Here is a 22,068-nt window from a genome sequence, read left to right on the forward strand (position 1 = left end):
GACTTCTAGGTCAAAAGCTGTGTTCATATCCATTGCCACAACTTCGATATTTTGAGCGTATTCTCCAAGAGTTTCAAAGAAGGGACGTATGTCCTTGCGTGCTCTACCTAGACCAATCCAGAGCACTTGGTGCGTTTGTGCATCTGCGACAACCGTGGCATAACGATGCCCCTTGAATATGGCAAATTCGTCCATGACGATTTGACGCAACTGAGTCAGGAATTAGGGTGATAGATATTAATGAGTCAGTTTTATGAGACTTTACGATCTGAAAGCCTTCCCAGAATGACGATAGGAAAGTATTATTCGGCATGAAAACGGTAGTTTGTGTAGGTTTTGTTTGGCGATAAAACTCTATCACTTTCTACCGTTTTTGTTTTGAGTTCCCGCTTATCCGCGATGAACCAAAAAAAAGCCACCTGATTAGGTGGCTTTCTAAAGTACTTGCTAGTGTTAAGCAGCAGGGCCGCTGACCAGAGTCAGTGCTTTTTTTGAGACTTCATGTGCGGCTTTAGTTAGGTTTTGTTTCTCTAGGGCATCCGCCAGTAGACCGTAATCTGAGACGTTTGAACGTATAGAGAGCGCTTTCTCTAAGTGCTGTTGAGCGCCACTCCAGTTTTCATTACGTAGGTGGAACTGCGCTAAAGCACTATTTGCTTGTGCGTTATTGGTATCTTTTCTTAGAACTTCTTCTAAGAAGGTGATAACTGGATGGCTGTCTGAGAGTTTAAGCTCAGGAAGTAAGCGATATAATTCAGAATTCGGATGCTTCTTAAGTGTTTCTTTAATTAAAGTAAACGCTTCGTTATCTGCCTGACGGTTGATGAGTTGTTTCGCAAAGCACTCCACTAGGTGAGCGTCTGATTTCACCTTGCGTGGTAGTGCATTCCAGTGAGCGATCAGTCCTTCACTCCCTTTTTGCTCTGCAACTTCAGTAAGCAGGCCGCATTGTGCTCGTTGTGCTAATGGCTCTTGTTCCTCTTCGGTCACGATCTTATTCTTCACGAGTTTTGGCAGTAAGTCCAAAAGCGGCTGCCAAAGCTTCAGTTCAATGTAAACCTGTTTGAGTAAGTTCAGCACTATTAGGTTGTTGGCATAGTTATGTTTCAAGCCTGACAGCGTTTCAAGAGCTTGGTTGTACTTAGCATCGCGAATTTGTTGTTTGGCTCTAGTGAGCTCAACCGCTAGCTCAGCGTTTTCTTGCTGTGCTGCCAGTTCTAAGTAACGATCACGCTGTGCTTCATTACCCATGCCTTGTGCTGCTTCTGATGCAACTAAGTAACAGAGTAGTGGCATATCATGATGATTGGCCCAACGAGTCACTTTTTTCTCTGCGAGCTTGAAATCACCTTCGAGCAACTTGATGATTCCTTCATTTGTGTAGCGGCGTGAGCGTCTCATTTTACGTACGCTGAAGTAATTCCATGTCGCTGAACTCGCATAGAATACTTTCTTAATCAGATACTCTAAACCGAACAGTGCTGCTAGCGCGCCAATAACGAAGATGACTAAAGTCGTGACACTCATCTCGATGGTTTTGTTGGCAATTGAGATCAGCACATAGCCTTGTTGACCTGCATACTGAGTACCAACAAACAGTCCTAATCCGAGTACGACAAAGAGAAAAATAAGGCGAAACATTACTTATCCTCCGATACTAGAGTCGTTACTTCACGACGAAGGCGTTCACGAATGACATCAGATAGGTTCTGTTGGGTTTCAAGCTTAACCGGATACTCAACTTGAACCTTTTGTGAGCTCAATAGCTCTAGAGCTTTATTAAACTCTTTCACTTCATTTGAGTCTTGGTTAAAGAAGGTTGATGACCATTTGTCTGCGGTTGTTAACGCAGTCGAGTAGATTTCTTGCTGTTCTACGTAGACGGCCTTAATCGCTGTTTCTAACTTCGCCTTAATGTTTTCTTTTAAGTAGAAGTGCTGCTGAGGTGATAGGAGTGGAATAACGTTGCCATCACGAGTTCTGAAAGTGATGAAGTTGTCAGAGAAATCTTTTAGTGAAGTAATTAGGTTATCTTGCCAGTCGTAGATGTCTTCTGAAACTACAGGTTTTTGCTGCTTATCTGCTTCAGGAAGTAGGGCATTGGCAAGTGGGAGTTTATCTACCTGTTGCTGTAGTGCTGTAATGCGTAGCACTAAACCTTCACGATCAACTAATGGAATGGTCTTTAGCTTAGTAATGTCGTTGGCCATCGCTTTTCGCAGTGGAACTAAACTTGGGTCGTTCAGTGCAGCGATGCGCTGGTCCGCACTTTCCATCAGTTTGGTTGCGCTTACCGCGTCATGCTCAAGAAAGAGTTTACGTCCTGCCAGTTTTACCAAGTAATCTGCTTCCGCGAGAAGCCAGTCATTTGGCCGACGCCCTTTCACATCAGCAACGGCTAACTGAAGGCTTTCAATGCTTTTTTGTTGCTGAGCTAATACGGTTTCTGCACGGTGAGTGATTTCTGTCGCTTTGGCGATGGCTTGCTGCTGGGTCGCTTCAAGTTCAGATTGAACCGAGTTTTGAGTTTGCTGCAACTGAGTCTGTAATGCGCTAATTTGCGCTTGGTATTCAGCGTTCTTTTGTTGCATTTGGAAGGTAAGACCGCCACCGAAAAGGACCGAAATAACGATGGCAACAGTCGCGAGCTTAACGCCACGTTTGGCTTGTTTATCTTCAGCTTGAGTTTTCGCGGCTTCGCTAGGTTTTGGTTCCTTGGCTGGTGAGACTTGCTCTGCTGTCTCTACCGCTGTTTCTGCAGACGCTGTTGTTTCCGATTTGTTTGCGTCCGCTGCCTTATCTTTTTCTTGGTCAGGGGCAATGTTTTCGTTTTTATTTTTGCTTGTCATGACTTATTGTCCTGTTTTGTCTGGCCGGAGAGCAGCCAATAACACTGGGTTCGAGGCACTGAAAGTATTGGTGACCACTTTAAAACCGACTTCTCGTGCTTGTTGCGCTATACGCTCGCTAGGTACGTAGAGGTGTAGCGTAAATAACCAGTCCCGTTGTTGTTGATTAAACTGCGAAATAAAGTAGTCGAGCTGACCTGAACTGGTGATGACTAATTGATTAATGTTTTTATCTTGCCAGAACGGTACGAGTAAATCTGAGCGGAAAGCTAGGTTTTCTCGTTTGTATACTTCTCTATATTCAACACACGCACCTCGTGCAGAGAGCGTATCGAAGATGAGTTCTCGCCCGCCATTTCCACGCAAGATGAGGATTGATTTGTTGGTGACGTTTTGCAGTACATCCAGATTAAGTAGATGTTCGCTGTCACTAATTTCTGGGTAGTGTACTTTTTGTTGACTCACTTTGCTCAAAACATGTGCAGTTTTTTGACCAACGGCAAGGTAGATCGGCTGTGAAGGCCAAGTTAGGCTCAATTGTGAGAGGAAACGATCGCTCGCTTCCACTGCGTGCTGGCTAACTGCGATGATGATGTCAACTTCAGCTATTCGATTCTCTAATCCGGCTAAGTGCTCACCGGGCTGGATATGTATAAGAGGGTGGTGAAGGTTGGAAACTCCAACCTTCGAAAGTTGCTCACATAGGGAAAGGCCTTGTTGTCCCGGCCTAGTGACCAGTACTGCCATAGTGATTTACTCGTGTTCTGCGTACAGTTTAGTCAGAATCTCTTTCGCGCCGTCTGCCAATAGTTGATTAGCAAGTTCGACACCTAGAGCTTCTGCGTCTGCACGAGCGCCACGGATCTCACCACGAACGATCTTAGAGCCGTCTGGTTCACCCACTAAAGCACGTAGCCAGATGTTGTCGCCATCAATGAGCGAGTAACTACCGATTGGCACCTGACATCCACCTTCTAGGGTTAGGTTCATTGCGCGTTCACAGCGAACACGGTCTGCGGTTTCTTTGTGGTTTAGTGGCTCTAGGAGTTCAATAAGGCGTTCATCGTCTAAGCGACATTCAATACCGACTGCCCCTTGTCCAACTGCTGGTAAGGACTGTTCTGGTTCAATAAAGCTCTTGATACGCTCTTCCAGTTCAAGGCGTTTTAGGCCAGCGGCAGCAAGAATGATGGCATCGTATTCGCCAGCATCCAGTTTGCTGAGACGAGTGCCAACATTGCCACGCAGTTCTTTAATGACTAAGTCTGGACGAGCCTCTTTAAGTTGACATTGACGACGCAGGCTACAAGTGCCCACAATTGCTCCTTGGGGGAGTTCATCAATACTGCTGTATGTGTTGGATACAAAAGCATCGCGTGGATCTTCACGCTCACAGATGGTGACTAGGCCTAGGCCTTCAGGGAAATCGACAGGAACGTCCTTCATCGAGTGGACGGCCAAATCTGCTCGACCTTCCAGCATGGCGACTTCAAGCTCTTTAACGAATAAACCTTTACCACCCACTTTTGCTAGCGGTGTATCTAAGATAATGTCGCCTTTGGTTACCATGGTCACTAGCTCAACTTCCAAACCTGGGTGAGCAGCTTGTAATGCGTCTTTAACATAGTGAGCCTGCCAAAGCGCAAGTGGACTTTTACGTGTAGCGATACGAATTGGAGTTGTTTGAGTCATAGTGTTCTGCTGATACCAAAATAATCGCTAATCCTACCACTGTCGGCTAAAAATGCATTACTGCATATTCATTCGGGTGAGGGATTGATGTTTGCTAGCACAAAATCATCGAAAGAGTGTGATAAATGTCTCGTTTGTAAAATAGGCTATTATTATTAAGAGCAGTTACGTACCACACTAAGAGCGGCAACTTCAGATGGACAAAATTGTGTAGATCAGATCGTACATTTCTTTACCAATCCAAATAAAAATGTTAGATTGATCACGTTTTGTTGGTGCTTTAGGACAGTTTTTAGTCAGGCACTATCTAGGATATGAACCAAGGAAGCTCCCTTGCAGGCTTACACCAAGACGTTAATAAAGAGACTTGATAACCTTAACCAGCAACGTATTGAACGTGCGCTGGCGCTTATGGATTTACCAAGTCAACGAGTCTTCCATCTGATCCCAACTCTACTCCATTTCAACCATCCTCTGTTTCCTGGTTACTTTGATGCCAACGTTCCTTTTGGTATTTGTGATTTTGAGCTTAACGACATTCAGCAGCAATTCGTTGAAGATAGCCAATTAACCATTGGACAGCCTCTACCTACCAGTGAAAATCCAGCGATTCTCGGTCTTTATACCATGGGAAGTACATCTTCTATTGGGCAAAGCACCTCCAGTGATCTGGATATTTGGGTATGTGTATCACCTGAGATGGAATGCGAGGAAAGAGAAAGCCTAACCAACAAATGTTTACTGATCACTGACTGGGCACAAACTCAGGGTGTTGAAGCGAATTTCTTCTTAATGGATGAGCAACGTTTCCGTTCAAATCATTCTGAAGAAATGACCGGTGACAACTGTGGTTCATCTCAGCATCTACTGTTACTTGATGAGTTTTATCGCAGTGCTGTCCGCCTCGCTGGCCAGCGCTTGCTGTGGCAGATTGTTCCAACTGAGATGGAAGAGTGCTACGACGAATATGTAAAAGACCTGTGCAGTAAAGGATATATCGATTGCTCTAAGTGGATTGACTTCGGCAAATTGAATCGAATTCCTGCAGAGGAGTATTTTGGCTCGAATCTATGGCAGCTTTACAAGAGTATTGACTCGCCATACAAGTCGGTTCTGAAAGCCATTTTATTAGAAGCCTATTCGTGGGAGTACCCAAATACCCAGCTGTTGAGCCTAGATACTAAGCGACGTTTCTTTGCGCATGAGCCGGATCTTTACGGGATGGATGCGTATTACCTAATGCTAGAAAAGGTGACTCGTTATCTTGAACGTATTGGAGATACCACGCGTTTAGATTTAGTGCGCCGCTGTTTTTATCTTAAAACGCACGAAAAGCTTTCTAGAGAACCAAGTGTGGGTTCGGTGGAATGGCGTCGTGAAGCGCTGAGTGAGCTAGTACAGCAGTGGAACTGGTCAGACTCTGTTATTGAAGAGCTTGATGACCGTCGTAACTGGAAAGTAGAGCAAGTCAAAGTTGTGCACCATGCGCTGCTGGACGCTTTGATGCAGAGCTACCGGAATCTTATTCAGTTTGCTCGTCGCAACGATATTACTTCTGCCATTAGCCCTCAGGATATTAGTATCTTGGCGCGTAAGCTGTATGCTGCGTTTGAAGTGTTACCAGGTAAAGTTACGCTGCTTAATCCTCAGATTTCTCCTGATTTGCATGAGCCTGACCTCACCTTTATTGAAGTTCGTCCAGGACGGACAAATAAAGCGGGTTGGTATCTGTATAAACAACCTTTGACTCCACACCGTATTATCGGTCAGGCGCCGTTAGAACATAACGAGTATTTGAGTAAGCTAGTCGCATGGTCATTCTTCAATGGTTTGATTACAGAATCGACTCGTTTGCATTCTGTGATTCGTGATGCTCACCTCGACATCGACAAGTTCTATCAGATGGTGAGTGACCTACGTAATACATTCTCACTGCGTAAACGCCGACCGACAATGCAAGCGTTAGCTAGCCCATGTGAAATTAGTCAACTGGCGATGTTTATCAACTTTGAAAACGATCCAACAGCAGACCTGAGTGGTAAGTCTTTGAAGCTTGATCCTAAAACCACAGATATTTTTAGCTTTGGTCCTGAGCAGAAATGCCTAGTCGGCAGTGTTGATTTGGTTTACCGCAATTCGTGGCATGAAGTGCGTACTTTGCATTTTAAAGGTGAAACGGCCATGCTGGACGGGTTGAAAACCGTGCTAGGGAAAATGCATCAGGATGCGATCCCGCCAGAGTCAGTTGATGTGTTCTGTTACAGCAAAAATCTACGTGGCGTCATGCGCAACAAGGTTTATCAGTTATTGGCAGAGTGTATTGATTTACGTCTCAAGCCAGTTGAACAAGAAAAACGTCGTCGATTTAAGGCTTTACGCATAGGTCAGCAAACTTACGGTCTTTTTTATGAACGTCGTGGTGTTTCGGTTCAAATGTTGGAAAACTCGGTAGATTTTTATCGCAGTATTTCGACCAACAAGTTGAAAGGTTCACCACTTCTGATGCTAGATAAGGAACAGGACTATCAGTTGCCTGAAGTGGTTGATGGTTTTGCTAGCGAAGGTTTGATTCAGTTCTTTTTTGAAGATACTGATAAAGGCTTCAATATCTACGTGTTGGACGAATCGAATCGAGTGGAAGTCTATCACCAGTTTAAAGGTGAGAAAGATGAGATGATTGCGAGCGTGAACAGTTTTTATACCTCGGTGAAAGATGAAAATCCGCTCTCTTCGAAACTGATCAATTTCAATTTGCCTCAGTACTACCAGATTGTTCGTCCAGAAGATGACGAACCTTATATTGTTCCTTATCGAAATGATGGCGCCAGTTACACTAGGCCAAACAAGATAGTCAATGCATAAACGAATACAAAAAAGAGCATCTAAGGATGCTCTTTTTTTATGTTGGGCAGGGATGATGCCTTAGGCCCACTCGATCTCTTCGTCGCAGTGTTTTTCACACTCTTGCTTAACCATAGCAATAAGTTCTAGTCCAGTCTTTGAACACGTCCAATTACCATCAACTAGAGCAAAGTGAAACCCCCCAGATTTAGATGCTAGCCAGATCTCTTTCATTGGTTCCTGACGGTTGATAATGATTTGACTGCGGTCTTCAAACTCCAAAGTCATTACGTTGCCAGAGGTCTCGTAATCGATGTCCGCACCTGAATCATCAATCATTTCCTCGATGATTTGCATTTGAACATCTACTAACTGATGAAATTCCGTATCGTTCATCTAATCTATCCTATTGCTTTTCTTGAGTGTGGTGCGATTATAGGGGGCATTGATAGAATAATCACGATACAACCAATGAAAAAATCGATCTTAGCTCTTTTTATCTTTTCGGTGCTTGGCTTAGCTGGCTGTGGTCAAACTGGACCGCTTTACATGCCTGAAGATGCTCAGCAGAACGAGCAGTCTTCACAATAATTAGAAACAGAATATAAGGGAAAGTACTTTGGATTACTTCAACTATCAGGATGATGGCCAGCTATGGGCCGAAGATGTCGCACTAACAGAACTTGCACAACAGTACGGCACGCCACTTTATGTATACTCACGCGCAACATTTGAGCGTCACTGGCACGCGTTTGATAAATCGGTAGGTGAGCACCCACATTTGGTGTGCTATGCCGTCAAAGCAAACTCAAACCTTGGTGTATTGAATGTGTTAGCTCGCCTGGGTTCTGGTTTTGATATTGTGTCTGGTGGTGAACTGGAACGAGTCATTGCTGCCGGTGGTGAAGCAAGCAAAGTTGTATTCTCTGGCGTTGGTAAAACCGAAGCCGAGATGAAACGAGCGCTAGAGCTGGGGATCAAGTGTTTCAACGTAGAGTCTGAGCCAGAGCTTGAGCGCCTCAACAAGGTTGCTGGAGAGCTTGGTCTTAAAGCGCCGATCTCGCTGCGCATTAACCCAGATGTCGATGCAAATACTCACCCTTATATTTCAACTGGCCTACGTGATAACAAGTTTGGTATTGCGTTTGATCGTGCACCTGCGGTTTATAAATTTGCTCAAAGTCTAGAGAACTTAGAGATTCGCGGTATTGACTGCCATATTGGATCTCAGCTAACCGATATTGAACCGTTTATCGATGCAACCGATCGTTTGCTCGCACTTATTGATGATCTAAAAGCCCAAGGTATTAAGATCGATCATCTTGATGTTGGTGGTGGTTTAGGGGTGGTATACCGTGATGAGCTGCCACCAGAGCCTTCTGATTATGCGAAGGCACTGCTAGGTCGTCTTGAAAATCATCAAGACTTGGAGCTTATCTTTGAACCCGGCCGTGCGATTGCAGCTAACGCAGGTGTCTTACTGACTAAGGTTGAATTCCTTAAACATACCGAACACAAGAATTTCGCCATTATTGATGCCGCAATGAATGATCTAATGCGTCCAGCGCTTTATCAAGCATGGCAAGATATCGTGCCTGTTTGCCCTCGCAAAGGCGAACCAATGACTTACGACTTGGTGGGACCTATCTGCGAAACGGGTGATTTTCTCGGTAAAGACCGTTCGCTAGTGATTGAGGAAAATGATTTGCTAGCGGTACGTTCTGCTGGTGCTTATGGCTTTGTCATGTCGTCCAACTACAACACTCGTTCTCGTGCAGCAGAGATCATGGTTGATGGCGATCAAGCTTACTTAGTGCGCCAAAGAGAAGAACTATCCAGTTTGTGGGCACTTGAAAACGTACTTCCGGAGTAATTGAAGTCTTATGCATTTCCATTTTTCAAAAATGCACGGTTTGGGTAACGACTTCATGGTCGTTGATTGTATTACTCAAAATATTTTCTTTTCCCCTGATTTGATCCGTCGCATGGCGGATCGTCACACAGGCGTTGGTTTTGACCAACTGCTTGTCGTGGAAGCTCCATACGATCCTGAAACCGACTTCCACTACCGAATTTTTAACGCTGATGGTAGTGAAGTTGAACAGTGTGGTAATGGTGCTCGATGCTTTGCTCGCTTTGTCCGAATGAAAGGATTAACTAACAAGTACAGCATTAGTGTCAGTACTAAAAAGGGTAAAATGGTACTGAACATAGAGGAAGATGATCAGGTTACGGTGAACATGGGAGTGCCGGAATTTGAACCAAGTAAGATTCCTTTCAAAGCGAAGCAGACTGAAAAAACGTACATCATGCGTACAGGGGAAAAAACCTTATTCTGTGGTGCAGTCAGCATGGGTAACCCTCACGTGGTGACTGTGGTTGATGATGTCGCTACGGCTGATGTCGACACATTAGGACCTCTTCTAGAGTCCCATGAGCGATTCCCTGAGCGCGTTAATGCTGGATTCATGCAAGTATTGCGACGAGATGAAATCAACCTACGAGTCTATGAGCGAGGGGCTGGTGAGACTCAAGCGTGTGGCAGTGGTGCTTGTGGTGCGGTAGCTGTTGGTATCATCCAAGGGCTATTAGACGAAAGCGTTAAAGTGAACCTGCCTGGTGGTTCGCTGCACATTAGCTGGCAAGGACCTGGGAAACCGTTATACATGACAGGCCCTGCTACCCATGTGTTTGATGGTCAGCTAAGCTGCTAAGAATAAAATAATAACAAGGATTCAACGTGTCTCAAATTGAAGCGGATGCACTGACGGCTGAAGTGGTAGCCGAGTACCTAAGTGACAATCCAGACTTTTTTACTCATCGACGTGATTTAGTGGACCGACTGGCACTGCCAAGTCAGGAACAAGGTGCTGTTTCTCTGGTTCATGTGCAAATGAACCGGCAGCGTCAGCGAATCGAAGAGTTAGAAGAAGAGATCACCTCATTGATGTCTCTGGCTAAAAGTAATGACAGAACATTTCATGAGTTTATGGAGCTGCAAGAGCAGATCCTCAAATGTGACACTCTGTTTTCGGTAGTAAAAGCCATTGAAAATATGGCCAAATCACTAGGATTAGTGGCTTATGTGCGCTTACTTGATAGCGAATCGGGCTACTACTCATTGAATAAAGAAAACTATCAGCGTTTTGCGACCAATCATTTAAATGGTAAGAGTGCTTACTTGGGGCGTATGCGCAAAGTAGATCGCGAATTATTGCTAGGTGAAAACTCTCGAGCACCAGAAATGGGTTCGTATGTCGTGCTACCCTTGTATAAGAAAGCACTTCAAGGAGTACTGATGTTCTCAAGCGGTGATGGTGGTCATTTCCAGCCCCATATGGACACCTTATTCCTGCGTCACTTGGCGCTGGTGTTATCTCATTTGATTGAAAGCCTGCCTTGGCAATGTGAAGAGCATGAGCGAATCAGTAACTCCTCTTCCTAACGGACTAAGACAGCCTCTGGAACGCTTCTATGAATATTTAAGAAGCGAAAAGGGGCTGAGCTTGCATACCCAGCGCAATTACAAACAACAGCTTGAAACCATCGCAAGTCACCTTGTTCATCTTGGTCTGAAAAGTTGGCAACAAGTGGACGCTGGATGGGTGCGCCAAATTGCCAGCAAGGGAATGCGTGATGGGATGAAGGCCAGCAGTATTGCTACTCGTCTCTCTTCGTTACGTAGCTTTTTTGACTTTCTGATTTTGCGCGGCGAATTGACTGCAAATCCAGCCAAAGGGGTTTCTGCGCCACGTAAAAAACGTCCTTTGCCTAAAAATCTCGATGTTGATGAAGTAGGTCAATTGCTTGAGGTGAATGAAGATGATCCATTAGCGATTAGAGATCGCGCAATGATGGAGCTGATGTATGGTGCAGGGCTTCGTTTGGCTGAAATGGTCAATGTAAACCTTAAGGATGTGAGCCTTTCTTCCGGTGAACTGCGTGTTATCGGTAAAGGTGATAAAGAACGCAAAGTCCCTTTCTCTGGAATGGCGGCGGAATGGGTAACCAAATGGCTGAAAGTTCGCTCTAGCTTAGCGAAGAGTGATGAGCCAGCTTTGTTCGTCTCAAAGCTTGGCGTTAGGATATCGCACCGGAATGTTCAAAAACGTATGGCGGAGTGGGGCCATAAACAGTCTGTCGCGAGCCACATTAGCCCCCATAAGCTGCGACATTCATTTGCCACACATATGTTGGAGTCGAGTAATAATCTACGAGCGGTTCAGGAGCTGTTAGGGCATGAAAATATTTCAACCACTCAGATCTATACCCATTTAGATTTTCAACATTTGGCTGACGTTTACGATCAGGCACACCCAAGAGCGAAAAAGAAAGGGAGTTAATTGTGCAATTTTTCCGCCAATGGCAAGCAGTCAAAGCAATGACTTTCGACCTTGATGACACGCTTTATGATAATCGTCCAATCATTCGTCAGGTTGAACGCCAGGTGGTTGAATGGTTGCACCACCAACACCCTATCTCTACGACTCAGCCGCTAAGCTGGTGGTATGATTTAAAACGAACCTTGGCAAAACAAGATAGCTGGTTACCTAACGATGTGACGCTATGGCGTTATAAACAAATTGAGCAGGGACTGATTTTGCTTGGTTATCAGCCGCAGCAAGCACAGTCGGCGGCTGAAGAGGCGATTGCGCGTGTCTTAGAGCTTCGGAGCGATTTCACAGTACCGTTAGAATCTCACAAGGTATTGGCCGAGCTGGCTAATCAGATACCCTTGGTAGCGATCACTAATGGTAATGTTGATGTGGAAAAAATTGGTTTAGCTGACTACTTCTCTTTGGTGCTGAAAGCTGGCCCAGATGGTTATGCAAAACCCCATCGAGATCTCTTCGATAAGGCGCAACAATTTTTGGCGATACCCGCTGAGGATATTTTGCACGTTGGTGACCACTTGGTCTCAGATGTCCTTGGCGCCAAGCGCAGTGGAATGAAGGCTTGCTGGTTCAACGATCAAAATATCGATTTGTATCAACATGATAAGGTGAAAGTTATCCCGGATGTTGAAGTAAACCGATTGTCTGACTTATTGTTATTGATAGGGAAGTAACTAACAACTCTCGAAATCAACTCTTTTCATATGGATGCATATGCATTACGGTATAGCCACTAGTAAATAAATGAAACACGTCTTAGGCTATTTGAATGCGCACTTATTCCACGCTGGTGACTGATAATCAGCAATTAATGGCGTTTCTCCAGGATATTCCTGCTAGGAATTCTGCATCATGTCTTGTCCAGCTTTTTTCAACAGAGCCAGAAGATAGAGTATGTGCTTATGCTCGGCAGATTCATGAATTCCTTCCACATAGCCACATCATAGGGCATAGCACCCGCCATACGATTGTCGATGGGCAGATCACTCATCATGGAAGCTTAGTTGTTATCTCTTGCTTTGAGCATACTCGAATCACCTCTGCATGTGTTGAACTGACTGAGAATCCTATCCAAGAAGCACGCAATGTTTTTGGTGCTCTTGAACTGAATGAGCAGTCGAAACTCATCATCAGTTTTTCACAACACATCAAGAGTTTGGATTTTAACCTCTACCGAGCGCTAGGGGAGTTAACATCAGTGCCGATCAGTGGTGGTGTGGCCGCCAATGTTGATGTACGTGAAGAGTGGGTGTTGTATGGCACTCAAACTTATCAAAAGAGATCGGTATCGGTTGCTCTCCACAGTGATCGTTTGCGAGTATGGCGCAACGCATTTTCTGAATGGACGCCTGTTGGTGGTCCATTAAGAGTCACCGATGCGGAAGGCGCTAAGCTCAAATCTCTCGACTACCAGCCTGCTTATAGTTTATATCAAATGAGGCTCGCACAAGGGCGCTCGTTAGCTTTAGAGCAGATGTTAAGCTTCCCTTTAGAAAGCAGTTCTGGGCAAATCAGTTGTCCTAGAGCCCTTTACCCTGACGGTAGTATTGAACTTGATCAATCGATCTCGATTGGTGATGAAGTACGCATCTGCTACAACCATCCCTCTTTAACGCTTGAACAGGTTCGCCATGATGTCATTCAACTAGCAAAATATAACCCAGAGTCTGTGTTTATCTATAACTGTGAGTCTCGACTGGAGTTTGTGGAGGGTGTCAGTGAAATCAGGCTTTTCGATCAGTTCGAAATTTGTTGTGGTTCATACTGCTTAGGGGAATTTTATCGTAGCGAGCGTCAAGAGACGCTGCATCACAGCATGACTTATGTTGCGATGAGTGAAGATGACTCGCGTCCGGCTCTGACCGTTGCTGATAACGACGAATTTCCGGTCTCACCACTTTTTCACCTCATTCGTCATTCAATTGATGAGCTCAACCAGATCCGTCAAGGTGTTGAACAAAAACTGGCAAAACAGACCGAGAGGTTGATTGAGAGTTACCGCCTCGATAAACATACTGGATTGCAGAATCGAGTAGCCTTACAGGAAAGGTTAACTCGCGTGAAAAGCAATGAGCATATTATCACTTTTAAATTGTCGAACTTTCATCAGGTTAATGAAAAGTACGGTTATCAAGTCGCTGATGAGCTAATCCGAGATCTGACGGAGCACATAACCTCAAGCATTGCTCATCGCCATGGTAGTGATTTTGTTAAACACCTCTACTATATCGGACCTGCTGAGTGGGCGATTGTTTTTATGTCCAATCGCACGAGTGAACAAATTCGGGTTGAATTCTCCTCTTTCGCTGAAGAGTTAGAACACATTAATTTTGACCCATTTGAGTTGCCAGAACTCGACTACTTGTCAGTATCGATTACCGCAGGCATCGCGAGTCGATTTGATTTCCCTGAAGTTGAGGGAGAAGAGCTACTGCTAAAATCGATCGATGCTAGACGAATGGGAAAAGCACGTAACACCCATATGTGTAATGCGAAAGATTGCGCGGTTTCTGTTGCTGAACATCAAGATAGGCTTGAGTTGATGGGAGTCGTTAGCCGAGCCATTCTTAATAAACGCATCATTACCTACAGTCAGCCCATATTTGCCGCTCATACAAGAGAACAAGTGTCACAAGAGTGTCTGGTTCGAATCGAAGATGAGGGCAGCATCATCTCTCCAGGGCGTTTTTTACCTATTATCGAAGGAACTCATTTATATACGCGTTTGAGTCGCCACATGCTGACCTCTACGGTGGCATATATGGCCAACAGACAAGAGTCTTTCTCCATAAACTTATCACCACAGGATATGCTGAGTGATAAAACGTTGTACCTACTTGAGCAGTCGGTCACTGAGATGAATGAGCCTTATCGGTTAGGTATTGAAGTTTTAGAATCGGAACAGATTAAAGATTTTGGTCGCATGGCGGAAGTTTGCAGTCACTTCAAAAAACTGGGTGTGCGCTTGATGGTTGACGATTTTGGTTCCGGTTATTCCAATTTAGATGAGATCATTCGTCTTGAGCCAGACATTATTAAGTTAGATGGCAGCTTGATAAGAAATATCGACCAAGACGAAAAACAGCGCCGTATTACGGCCCAGTTAGTTAAACTGTGTCAGGTTCTCAATGCCAAAACGGTCGCGGAGTTTGTCCACAATAGTGAGATTTGTAGCATTGCGGAAAGCATCGGCGTTGATTACCTGCAAGGCTTCTATTTAGCAGAGCCTAAACGTCTGTTTTAGCGTTGAAAACGTGACCACTTTTGTCGGCTTTAAACACCTGCATGTAGTGTTCAAAAAAAACTAATAGCTGTTCTGATGAGTTTGGTTCACCAACGGCATCAAGTAGCTCGCAACACACTTCTAATGTGCATAGATGGCCTTGTTGTTGATTACGTCGCAACTGATAGGTGGAGACTCGGGTTGGTTCAAGGTGTACTTGTGGCAACGCTTGCAACCAAGGGCTTTTACGCAGCATCTTTTTCGCCTCTTGCCATGTGCCATCGAGAATAATGAACAGGGGCGTGCTATTTGTTGTTGCCTGTCTTTGCTGACGTTTAATCTCTGATATATCGATGCTCTTATCGCTTGGGAAGAGCAAATACGGGTCATACTGTTGGCTAGCCATCAATGCCATTAAGTTTGTGCAAGGCTCCGTGCGCTGCCATACATGAGAGCTACTGGTTGCCAAACTTTGGAGTAACCATTTACCGGTATTAGTCTCGCGATCCAACTCGTTCTCGTGCATTAATAGTGCAATATGAATAGGGGCTTGTGTCTTTGGCAACAAGTCACACACACACTGATGTTGCAGCAGACAGTGAGGGCAACGAGTGCCCTCAGAGGTTATTACAGTATTCAAAGAGTAATGCCTTGTTGATGAGGGGTTAGTCCATCAGAGAACAGTTGGATTGGACTGATTTCATCGTAACCTGCCACTGGGGCGGTACTTGGGTTTAGCGGATACTTAACACCATTATATTTTAGAACGTGCTGGTTAGGTATCGCGCCACCACCGCTAACAAATAGAACCAGATCTTGCCAGCCACTTTGTTTATTGACTCCAACGTTAATTGGCGTTCTGACTAAGGTGATTTTGCTATTAAAGCGCCAATCCTGTTGCTGATTGTCGAAAATCAGGAGCGTACAGCCACCAGAGCCACACCAGTCGAGTTGTGCCAATAGTTCATTATGGCCATCGCCATTGAGGTCGTAGCTAAGCCAGCGGTAGCGAGTCCCGGTAGGATCTATACCGTTAGCGCTGAAATAATCTCGCAGTGCTTTGTCAACTTTGGGATTAAATTCAGCGGTTGCAGGGATAGCGAGTGGACTAGTCGTTCTATACGTTGTCGAGGCGCTCTGCTCGGACTTGAATAAAGTCAGTCCACCGTCAGCAATAGGGTAGACCATATTGCCCACTTTTTCTTTGTCAGCCGTTATCTGGTTCTCTTCTCGGCTAAAGATACGTTCAGAAAGCAGAGGTTGTTGCTGATGGTGAGTCATGACAACCTGAACCTGATTTGGGTTTAGTTGTTGCCAGTAGCCTCGTTCTACAGAGTCTGATTCGCCGTCATTATAGCTGTAAGTGGTTGTGGCCGTATGGTCAGAAGCGATATTTAAGCTGACACTAAAGTTGCTAGCTTGTGTGGATGTGGCCTGATAAACCCCCGTCCAATTGTGGGTAGCATCTTTGTTCGATAGCATTGCACAGCCATTGTAGGTAGAGTCACCCAGTTGCAATGTCGCACTCCATCCGTAGAGAGAGTCACTCATACCATCGACACAACTGCGTTTATTGAGTTCTAGCGATCCGGCATCGAACTGATATCGTCGGCGATCGGTTTCAATTCGACTCGATTTCAGTGCGAGTTGTTGTTTCTCTTCGCCCAGTTTTTGAAATGTGAGGAACTTGTCTGAAAAGGCAACAGACCAGTATGGTTCGTTACCAAATGCAGAAGTAGGTTTAACTGGCTGATCACAGCGTTTTGGGTTTTCCGCACTAAGGATATTGATTGAATCAACAATGAAGCGCGCCGTGTAGTCGGCAACAAAACCATCCGCTTGACCAGTTGCAAGGTGACCGACCACTTCTGCGTACAGAGGTGAATATGGGCTTGGGACGAGTTTAAGAGCCTGTTGAAATCTGTCATTGGGTAGGTCGAGCCAATACTGCTGTTGACTACCGCAAGGTGTGATGGAGCGAACCTCATGACCAAGTATCACTTCACCGCGCATTACAAACGTTTGTGCTTGAATACTCGCTGGGTTATCTAAACTCGCTTTAGGCGTTGTTGGCGTTGAAGTTACTTGTTGAGAATCAAATGTCGAACATGCTGACAACGTAAGTAAAGTCATTACAGCCGCTGGGTTTCGGAGCGCCTTCATGCTATATCTTCCCTATTCAGAAATTGGCGGAGTCTATTATGGCATATTGGCTGTTCAAAACAGAACCAGACACCTTTTCTATTGACACTCTTCGAACACAAAAGGTTTCTTGCTGGGAAGGCGTAAGGAATTATCAAGCTCGGAATATGATGCGTGATCAGATTAAAATGGGCGACTTGGTTCTGATTTATCACTCATCATGCAAAAAAGTAGGTGTGGCAGGCATAGCTAAAGTCGTGAGGGAAGCTTATCCAGATCATTTCTCGTTTGATCCTGAAAGCGACTACTACGATCCAAAATCAACGCCAGATAGCCCACGCTGGGTGATGGTGGATATCGAGTTTGTTCGTAAGACAGAGCGCTTAATCCCACTTTCAGTAATGAAAGCCATGCCCGAGTTGGAAAATATGCCGTTAGTGAAAAAGGGCAATCGTTTATCAATAATGCCTGTTTCTGAGCAGGAGTGGAGTGCGATTCTCGACAAAGAGAAACTCCCCAGCCAAAGACAATTCTCATGAAGCAAATCAGGCTGCAATAAGCAGCCTGATGGTCGTGAATTAAGTCATTAAAACAGATGGTCTTGGAGGTAATGAGCGACCGCATCATCGGCATTGCTACCAATGACTTCGTTATTAGGCAGCGCTTCTTTCACCTTGTGGTGCGCTGTTTCCATCACCAAGCCTTTTCCAGCCATTTCAAGCATTTCAGCATCGTTCATACCATCGCCAAAGGCAATGCAGTTTTCTAGTGTGAGGTTTAAGGACTTAGCAACCGCTTCTAGCGCATGACCTTTGGACACTTCAGCTGCCATAACCTCTAGGCACCAAGGTGTGGAAAACGCGATATTTAGCTGGTCGCCAAACGTTTCTCGCAGCTTTTTCTCGAAGATAACGAGATGGTCATGATCGTGCTCTGGATGAGTGAAAAATATTTTTGCTATGCCTTCGCATGGCGCAGCTTGTGCTTCGAATCGCTTGTAGCTAAAGCCGGATTCACTATGAAATTTTGCGAGCATCTCATCATCTCTATCCAGCAGCCAGTCTTCATTTTGGTACATGTGGATAAAGATATTGCGATCTTCTCTGATCACATCGATCACCGCTTGAACCAAATCAGCAGGAACATTCTTGCTGTACATGAGTTGGTCATTCTGGTCATGCACTCGGGCACCGTTAGAAGTGATCATGTAGGCTGGAATCCCGGCGATTTCTCGAATACCAGCTACGTCGACGTGGTGACGACCTGTAGCAAAGATAAAGGTGAAACCTTTTTCGTGCAGGGCTTTCAGTGTCTGTTTGGAAAACTCGCTTAGCTGGTGGTTTGGAGCAAGCAAAGTACCATCGAGATCGGAGGCGACAATGTGAAAAGGAGTATCTTGGCGTGAGTTGGTCATATCACCCTCGTTGTGCAGCGTTGATTCGCCATTGGTTAGAGCGAATAGTGTACTCCAAGAGAAAGGGGAAAAAGAGGGTAAACTTCACCCTCAATCATTTCCTATTTTAGTGCATTTCAAAGAAGTTCAGGGTGAGATCGAGGGCTTGATTACGGTATTCGTCTTTCTCAAACAATAGCTCGTGTTTGGCGCCGTCGATGACTTCCAATACACAATCTTGATGTGTTTTAGCCAGCTTACGCATAAATTGATCTTGTGCCTGATTGGAGACGATCTGATCGTCTCCTGCCTGCATCACGAGCAGTGGCGTCTTAATGTGACGTGTCATTAAATAGCACTGTTTACAGGCGACTAAGCCTTGCCATACCCAACGCGTGCTTGCTCCGCCTACTTTTAGTTCAGCGTGTTGCTCATAGAGGTTGCGGAACCAGTGGTAGCGAATCGAACTTTGGCTAAGTAGGTTACCCGCAAAAGGTTTGGGATAGTAAGCCACTTGGCCGGGAGCAAAAGTTGGTTTGGAGTAAACTGCCGTCAGTAGTTGGCCAAGCAGGGTTGCAATGGGTTTAAGGTGCCACGGCAGGTTCACGCCATACATTGGCGCACTAAGTGATGCCGCATCAAATTGAGAATCGCGTGTTTGGAGATAACGAGTAACGATGTTTCCCCCCATAGAGTGACCAAGTAAATAGCGCTTGTCATAGTGCTCTAAGCTGAAGTGCTCGAGTAAGACGTCTAGGTCTTGAACGTAATCTTCAAACTCTCCGACATATCCCATCTGTGTATCTTCAATCAGACGTTCAGATAGCCCTTGCCCTCTGTGGTCATAGGAATAGATATCGTAACCCTGCTGAAATAGGTCGTAGAACAGTTCTTGATATTTCGTGGTGCACTCGATTCGTCCATTGACCACGACAATCGCTTTAGTGTGCTGAGGTGAACAGAACTTTATCCAGTATAATGAGGTCCGATCGAACGATTTTAGGTAGCCCTGCTGCCTAGATTGCCAAAAGTTGGCAATATCGCTACTGATTGCTTGCTCAAAATCTGACTCTTGAGTATAAGAAGGAGTTATGTTGGAGCTTGAATCATTCATTGACGCTAATGACCTGAATATGATTGATTTTTGCGGCAGAGTTAGATTATGTGTGGCTAGCTACGTTTAGTCGAGAGGAAATACTATGGATATGCATGTTTGGCTTGCTTATGTGGTTACGGCAATTGTTTTTAGCCTTGCGCCAGGCTCTGGTACCGTAAATTCCATAAGTAATGGACTGAGCTACGGCACACGCCATTCTCTTTCTGCTATCGCCGGTCTGCAAATTGGTCTTGCTATTCATATTGCTCTTGTAGGTGCTGGTATTGGCGCCTTGGTTGCACAGTCTGCTTTGGCATTTAGCGTAATTAAGTGGGTAGGAGCGGCGTATCTGATTTGGCTTGGTATCCAAAAATGGCGTGATCGCTCAAGCTTGGCGGCGAATGAGGCGACTCAATATATGTCACGTACCAACCTAATGCGCAAAGCGGTGTTGATTAACCTTACTAATCCCAAGTCCATTGTCTTTCTTGTGGCTCTGTTTCCACAGTTTATTGACCCTGCAAGAGACCAATTGACTCAATTGTTGGTGCTAGGTATTACAACCGTAACTATAGATTCAGTCGTTATGTTGGGCTACACCAGCTTGGCTTCGCAGATGGGCCGTTTCATTCGTTCTGATCGTATTATGTCTAAGATAAACAAAGTGTTTGGCTCTATGTTTATGGGGTGTGGTGCGCTATTGGCAGCTGCAAAAGCATAACTGAGCTACTGACTGATATGCAAAAGCGAATACGTGATACGTATGTAGCACGTCAACCTATCTTAAATGCTAAGCGGCAAACCTTAGGGTATGAGTTGTTGTTTCGTGATGGCGAAAGCAATGCATACCCAAGTCATATCGAGTCCAACCGCGCCACCTATCGGCTGATTGTCGAAAACTTCCTATCGATTGGGACCAACCCTTGTATTGCGGCTTCTCGCTGCTTCATTAATTTCCCACACGAAAGTCTGGTGCGACTACTTCCGCTTTCGTTGCCAAAAGAGCAGATTGTGGTTGAGATTCTTGAAACCTGTATTCCCAACGATGAACTGTTCTTAGCCGTCAAAGAGATCCATGCCAATGGTTATCTAATTGCGTTAGATGACTTTGTTTACAAGCCTGAATGGGAGCGTTTTCTGCCATTGGTGCACATTGTTAAGATCGACATCATGGCAACGGGACTGGAAGAGTCTTGTGCGTTGATCAAAGAGCGATTAGCCATGGGCGTCAAACGGAAGTTCTTAGCAGAGCGAGTCGAGACAGAAGAAGAGTTTCTTGCGACTCGCTCTGCTGGTTTTTCGTTTTTTCAAGGCTACTTTTTTAGTAAGCCTGTTGTTATTCGACAGCGGTATCTTAGCCCTGAGCAGGTGATTGCGATGGACTTGTTCCGCGCTGTATGTCAGCCACAAGTGGACTTTGAGCAGATAGAAAGGATTGTCGCTCGAGATGTGGCTCTGTCATTTAAACTGTTGCGCTTCGTTAATACCATGTCGAATCGGATTGAAGTACCTATCTCATCATTTCGTCAGGCGCTGGTTTATCTGGGTCAAGACAAGCTGAAGATATTTGTGTCACTGGTGGTCGCTTCATTTGTTTCGGCTTATAAGCCAAAAGAGATTTACACCTTGTGCCTTCAGCGCGCTCAGTTCTTTCAACTAATGTCGGATGACAACCCGTTTGAGCAACTGTGCGAGCAGGCTTTCATTATTGGTTTATTTTCAATGCTTGATGCGTTGCTGGATATGCCACTCGAAGAGTTGGTTAATCAACTGCCCTTATGTAAAGCCATTAAAGTCGTTTTGCTTGAAAGAAAGGGGCCATATGGCACTTTATTGCAATTGGAAGAGTGCTACGAGAGTGCCGACTGGACAGGTATGGAGTCAGCGTGTCAGCAACTCAACCTCTCGATTCATGAAGTGATGCCAAGAATCAATCAGGCCCAACGTTGGAGCCAAGACCTTATTAAGGTCGTTTAACCCCACTGCCCAATCATGAATTTTTTATGACAAATGCCGTTCAGGTGTTGATCAATTCATCTAATTAAATAAACATATTCGCATATCCATATATGAGTATATTTTATGCTACCTCACCAATTTTTCAAATTGCTTTCTGATGAGACCCGTGTTCGTTGCTTGATGTTAATCATGCGAGAAGAGTGTCTGTGTGTTGGAGAGTTGACAGAAGCACTGAAAGAGAGCCAACCGAAAGTATCACGTCATCTTGCTCAACTGCGCTCGAACGGAATTTTGGTCGATGTTCGACAAGGTCAGTGGGTGTTTTACCGTTTGGCGAAAGACTTGCCAGGGTGGATGAACAAATTGATCGATGATTTGGTGGCTTCCAACTGCCTGAAAAAAGAATACCAGCAAGATATAGAGAGACTTCATGCAATCCAGTCTCGTCCAGTCTGCTGCCCATAGTTTTTGAAGATAAA

Annotated in this window: 21 protein-coding genes and 1 pseudogene; 12 read left to right on the forward strand and 10 right to left on the reverse strand. The window is 45.0% G+C overall.

The genetic code is table 11. The annotated features are described in order from the left end of the window. From QTN94_RS11800 to hemC, 5 genes and pseudogenes are all read right to left on the reverse strand, one after another. Window positions 1–207: pseudogene (locus QTN94_RS11800) on the reverse strand (transposase); the annotation flags it as partial. A 246-nt stretch (window positions 208–453) separates the two neighbouring features. Next, window positions 454–1,641 carry a heme biosynthesis protein HemY gene (locus QTN94_RS11805; protein WP_331418024.1) on the reverse strand — a complete coding sequence of 396 codons (1,188 nt, stop codon included), beginning with the start codon at window positions 1,639–1,641 and terminating at the stop codon, window positions 454–456. Beyond that, entirely contained in the window at window positions 1,641–2,849 is a 1,209-nt protein-coding gene (locus tag QTN94_RS11810) for a uroporphyrinogen-III C-methyltransferase (protein WP_331427741.1), read from the reverse strand. Before QTN94_RS11810 ends, QTN94_RS11805 begins: the two co-directional genes overlap by 1 nt. Before the next feature lie 3 nt (window positions 2,850–2,852). Continuing rightward, window positions 2,853–3,596, reverse strand: coding sequence for a uroporphyrinogen-III synthase (locus tag QTN94_RS11815; RefSeq protein ID WP_331427742.1), 744 nt, complete (start codon window positions 3,594–3,596; stop codon window positions 2,853–2,855). A 6-nt stretch (window positions 3,597–3,602) separates the two neighbouring features. Beyond that, entirely contained in the window at window positions 3,603–4,541 is a 939-nt protein-coding gene (gene hemC, locus QTN94_RS11820; RefSeq protein WP_138972209.1) for a hydroxymethylbilane synthase, read from the reverse strand. Between the two features lie 333 nt (window positions 4,542–4,874). Here hemC and QTN94_RS11825 point away from each other — a divergent pair, with 333 nt between their 5' ends. Further along, complete coding sequence (locus QTN94_RS11825; RefSeq protein WP_331427743.1) at window positions 4,875–7,403, forward strand: class I adenylate cyclase; 2,529 nt, start codon at window positions 4,875–4,877, stop codon at window positions 7,401–7,403. A gap of 60 nt (window positions 7,404–7,463) precedes the next feature. On the opposite strand, the gene cyaY is transcribed toward QTN94_RS11825, so the two are convergent. Next, on the reverse strand, window positions 7,464–7,778 hold the full coding sequence (cyaY, locus tag QTN94_RS11830) for an iron donor protein CyaY (RefSeq protein ID WP_331418019.1): 315 nt from the start codon (window positions 7,776–7,778) through the stop codon (window positions 7,464–7,466). Between the two features lie 75 nt (window positions 7,779–7,853). Here cyaY and lptM point away from each other — a divergent pair, with 75 nt between their 5' ends. The 7 genes from lptM to QTN94_RS11865 all read left to right on the forward strand — a co-directional run bounded on the left by lptM (window position 7,854) and on the right by QTN94_RS11865 (window position 15,020). Then, complete coding sequence (gene lptM / locus QTN94_RS20655; protein ID WP_419723661.1) at window positions 7,854–7,973, forward strand: LPS translocon maturation chaperone LptM; 120 nt, start codon at window positions 7,854–7,856, stop codon at window positions 7,971–7,973. A 28-nt stretch (window positions 7,974–8,001) separates the two neighbouring features. Continuing rightward, entirely contained in the window at window positions 8,002–9,255 is a 1,254-nt protein-coding gene (lysA, locus tag QTN94_RS11840; protein ID WP_331427744.1) for a diaminopimelate decarboxylase, read from the forward strand. Between the two features lie 10 nt (window positions 9,256–9,265). Further along, on the forward strand, window positions 9,266–10,096 hold the full coding sequence (dapF, locus tag QTN94_RS11845) for a diaminopimelate epimerase (protein ID WP_331427745.1): 831 nt from the start codon (window positions 9,266–9,268) through the stop codon (window positions 10,094–10,096). A 26-nt stretch (window positions 10,097–10,122) separates the two neighbouring features. Beyond that, entirely contained in the window at window positions 10,123–10,827 is a 705-nt protein-coding gene (locus QTN94_RS11850; protein WP_269378393.1) for a DUF484 family protein, read from the forward strand. Further along, on the forward strand, window positions 10,799–11,725 hold the full coding sequence (gene xerC / locus QTN94_RS11855; protein ID WP_331427746.1) for a tyrosine recombinase XerC: 927 nt from the start codon (window positions 10,799–10,801) through the stop codon (window positions 11,723–11,725). The genes QTN94_RS11850 and xerC overlap by 29 nt, the downstream gene beginning before the upstream one ends. 2 nt (window positions 11,726–11,727) lie before the next feature. After that, window positions 11,728–12,450, forward strand: a complete 723-nt coding sequence (yigB, locus tag QTN94_RS11860) for a 5-amino-6-(5-phospho-D-ribitylamino)uracil phosphatase YigB (protein ID WP_331427747.1) — start codon at window positions 11,728–11,730, stop codon at window positions 12,448–12,450. 95 nt (window positions 12,451–12,545) lie between these two features. Beyond that, window positions 12,546–15,020, forward strand: a complete 2,475-nt coding sequence (locus tag QTN94_RS11865) for a bifunctional diguanylate cyclase/phosphodiesterase (protein WP_331427748.1) — start codon at window positions 12,546–12,548, stop codon at window positions 15,018–15,020. On the opposite strand, the gene QTN94_RS11870 is transcribed toward QTN94_RS11865, so the two are convergent. Both QTN94_RS11870 and QTN94_RS11875 read right to left on the reverse strand, forming a co-directional pair. After that, window positions 15,004–15,639 carry a tRNA-uridine aminocarboxypropyltransferase gene (locus QTN94_RS11870; protein ID WP_331427749.1) on the reverse strand — a complete coding sequence of 212 codons (636 nt, stop codon included), beginning with the start codon at window positions 15,637–15,639 and terminating at the stop codon, window positions 15,004–15,006. The two genes, QTN94_RS11865 and QTN94_RS11870, sit on opposite strands and share 17 nt — an antisense overlap. Continuing rightward, window positions 15,636–17,162: a COG3650 family protein gene (locus QTN94_RS11875; RefSeq protein ID WP_331427750.1), complete on the reverse strand. Its 1,527-nt coding sequence runs from the start codon at window positions 17,160–17,162 to the stop codon at window positions 15,636–15,638. Before QTN94_RS11875 ends, QTN94_RS11870 begins: the two co-directional genes overlap by 4 nt. Before the next feature lie 38 nt (window positions 17,163–17,200). Here QTN94_RS11875 and QTN94_RS11880 point away from each other — a divergent pair, with 38 nt between their 5' ends. Continuing rightward, entirely contained in the window at window positions 17,201–17,680 is a 480-nt protein-coding gene (locus QTN94_RS11880) for an EVE domain-containing protein (protein WP_138972199.1), read from the forward strand. A gap of 47 nt (window positions 17,681–17,727) precedes the next feature. On the opposite strand, the gene QTN94_RS11885 is transcribed toward QTN94_RS11880, so the two are convergent. Then, window positions 17,728–18,555, reverse strand: coding sequence for a Cof-type HAD-IIB family hydrolase (locus QTN94_RS11885; protein ID WP_269378400.1), 828 nt, complete (start codon window positions 18,553–18,555; stop codon window positions 17,728–17,730). Between the two features lie 106 nt (window positions 18,556–18,661). Then, on the reverse strand, window positions 18,662–19,648 hold the full coding sequence (locus QTN94_RS11890) for an alpha/beta fold hydrolase (RefSeq protein ID WP_331427751.1): 987 nt from the start codon (window positions 19,646–19,648) through the stop codon (window positions 18,662–18,664). An 85-nt stretch (window positions 19,649–19,733) separates the two neighbouring features. On the opposite strand from QTN94_RS11890, the gene rhtB reads away from it, so the two are divergent. From rhtB to QTN94_RS11905, 3 genes are all read left to right on the forward strand, one after another. Next, window positions 19,734–20,351, forward strand: a complete 618-nt coding sequence (gene rhtB, locus QTN94_RS11895; RefSeq protein WP_269378402.1) for a homoserine/homoserine lactone efflux protein — start codon at window positions 19,734–19,736, stop codon at window positions 20,349–20,351. Between the two features lie 29 nt (window positions 20,352–20,380). Continuing rightward, window positions 20,381–21,607 carry an EAL and HDOD domain-containing protein gene (locus tag QTN94_RS11900; protein WP_331427763.1) on the forward strand — a complete coding sequence of 409 codons (1,227 nt, stop codon included), beginning with the start codon at window positions 20,381–20,383 and terminating at the stop codon, window positions 21,605–21,607. 105 nt (window positions 21,608–21,712) lie between these two features. After that, entirely contained in the window at window positions 21,713–22,054 is a 342-nt protein-coding gene (locus QTN94_RS11905; protein ID WP_138972195.1) for a metalloregulator ArsR/SmtB family transcription factor, read from the forward strand. Window positions 22,055–22,068 lie beyond the last annotated feature (14 nt).

The organism is Vibrio sp. M250220 (assembly GCF_036533795.1).
Lineage (GTDB): Bacteria > Pseudomonadota > Gammaproteobacteria > Enterobacterales > Vibrionaceae > Vibrio.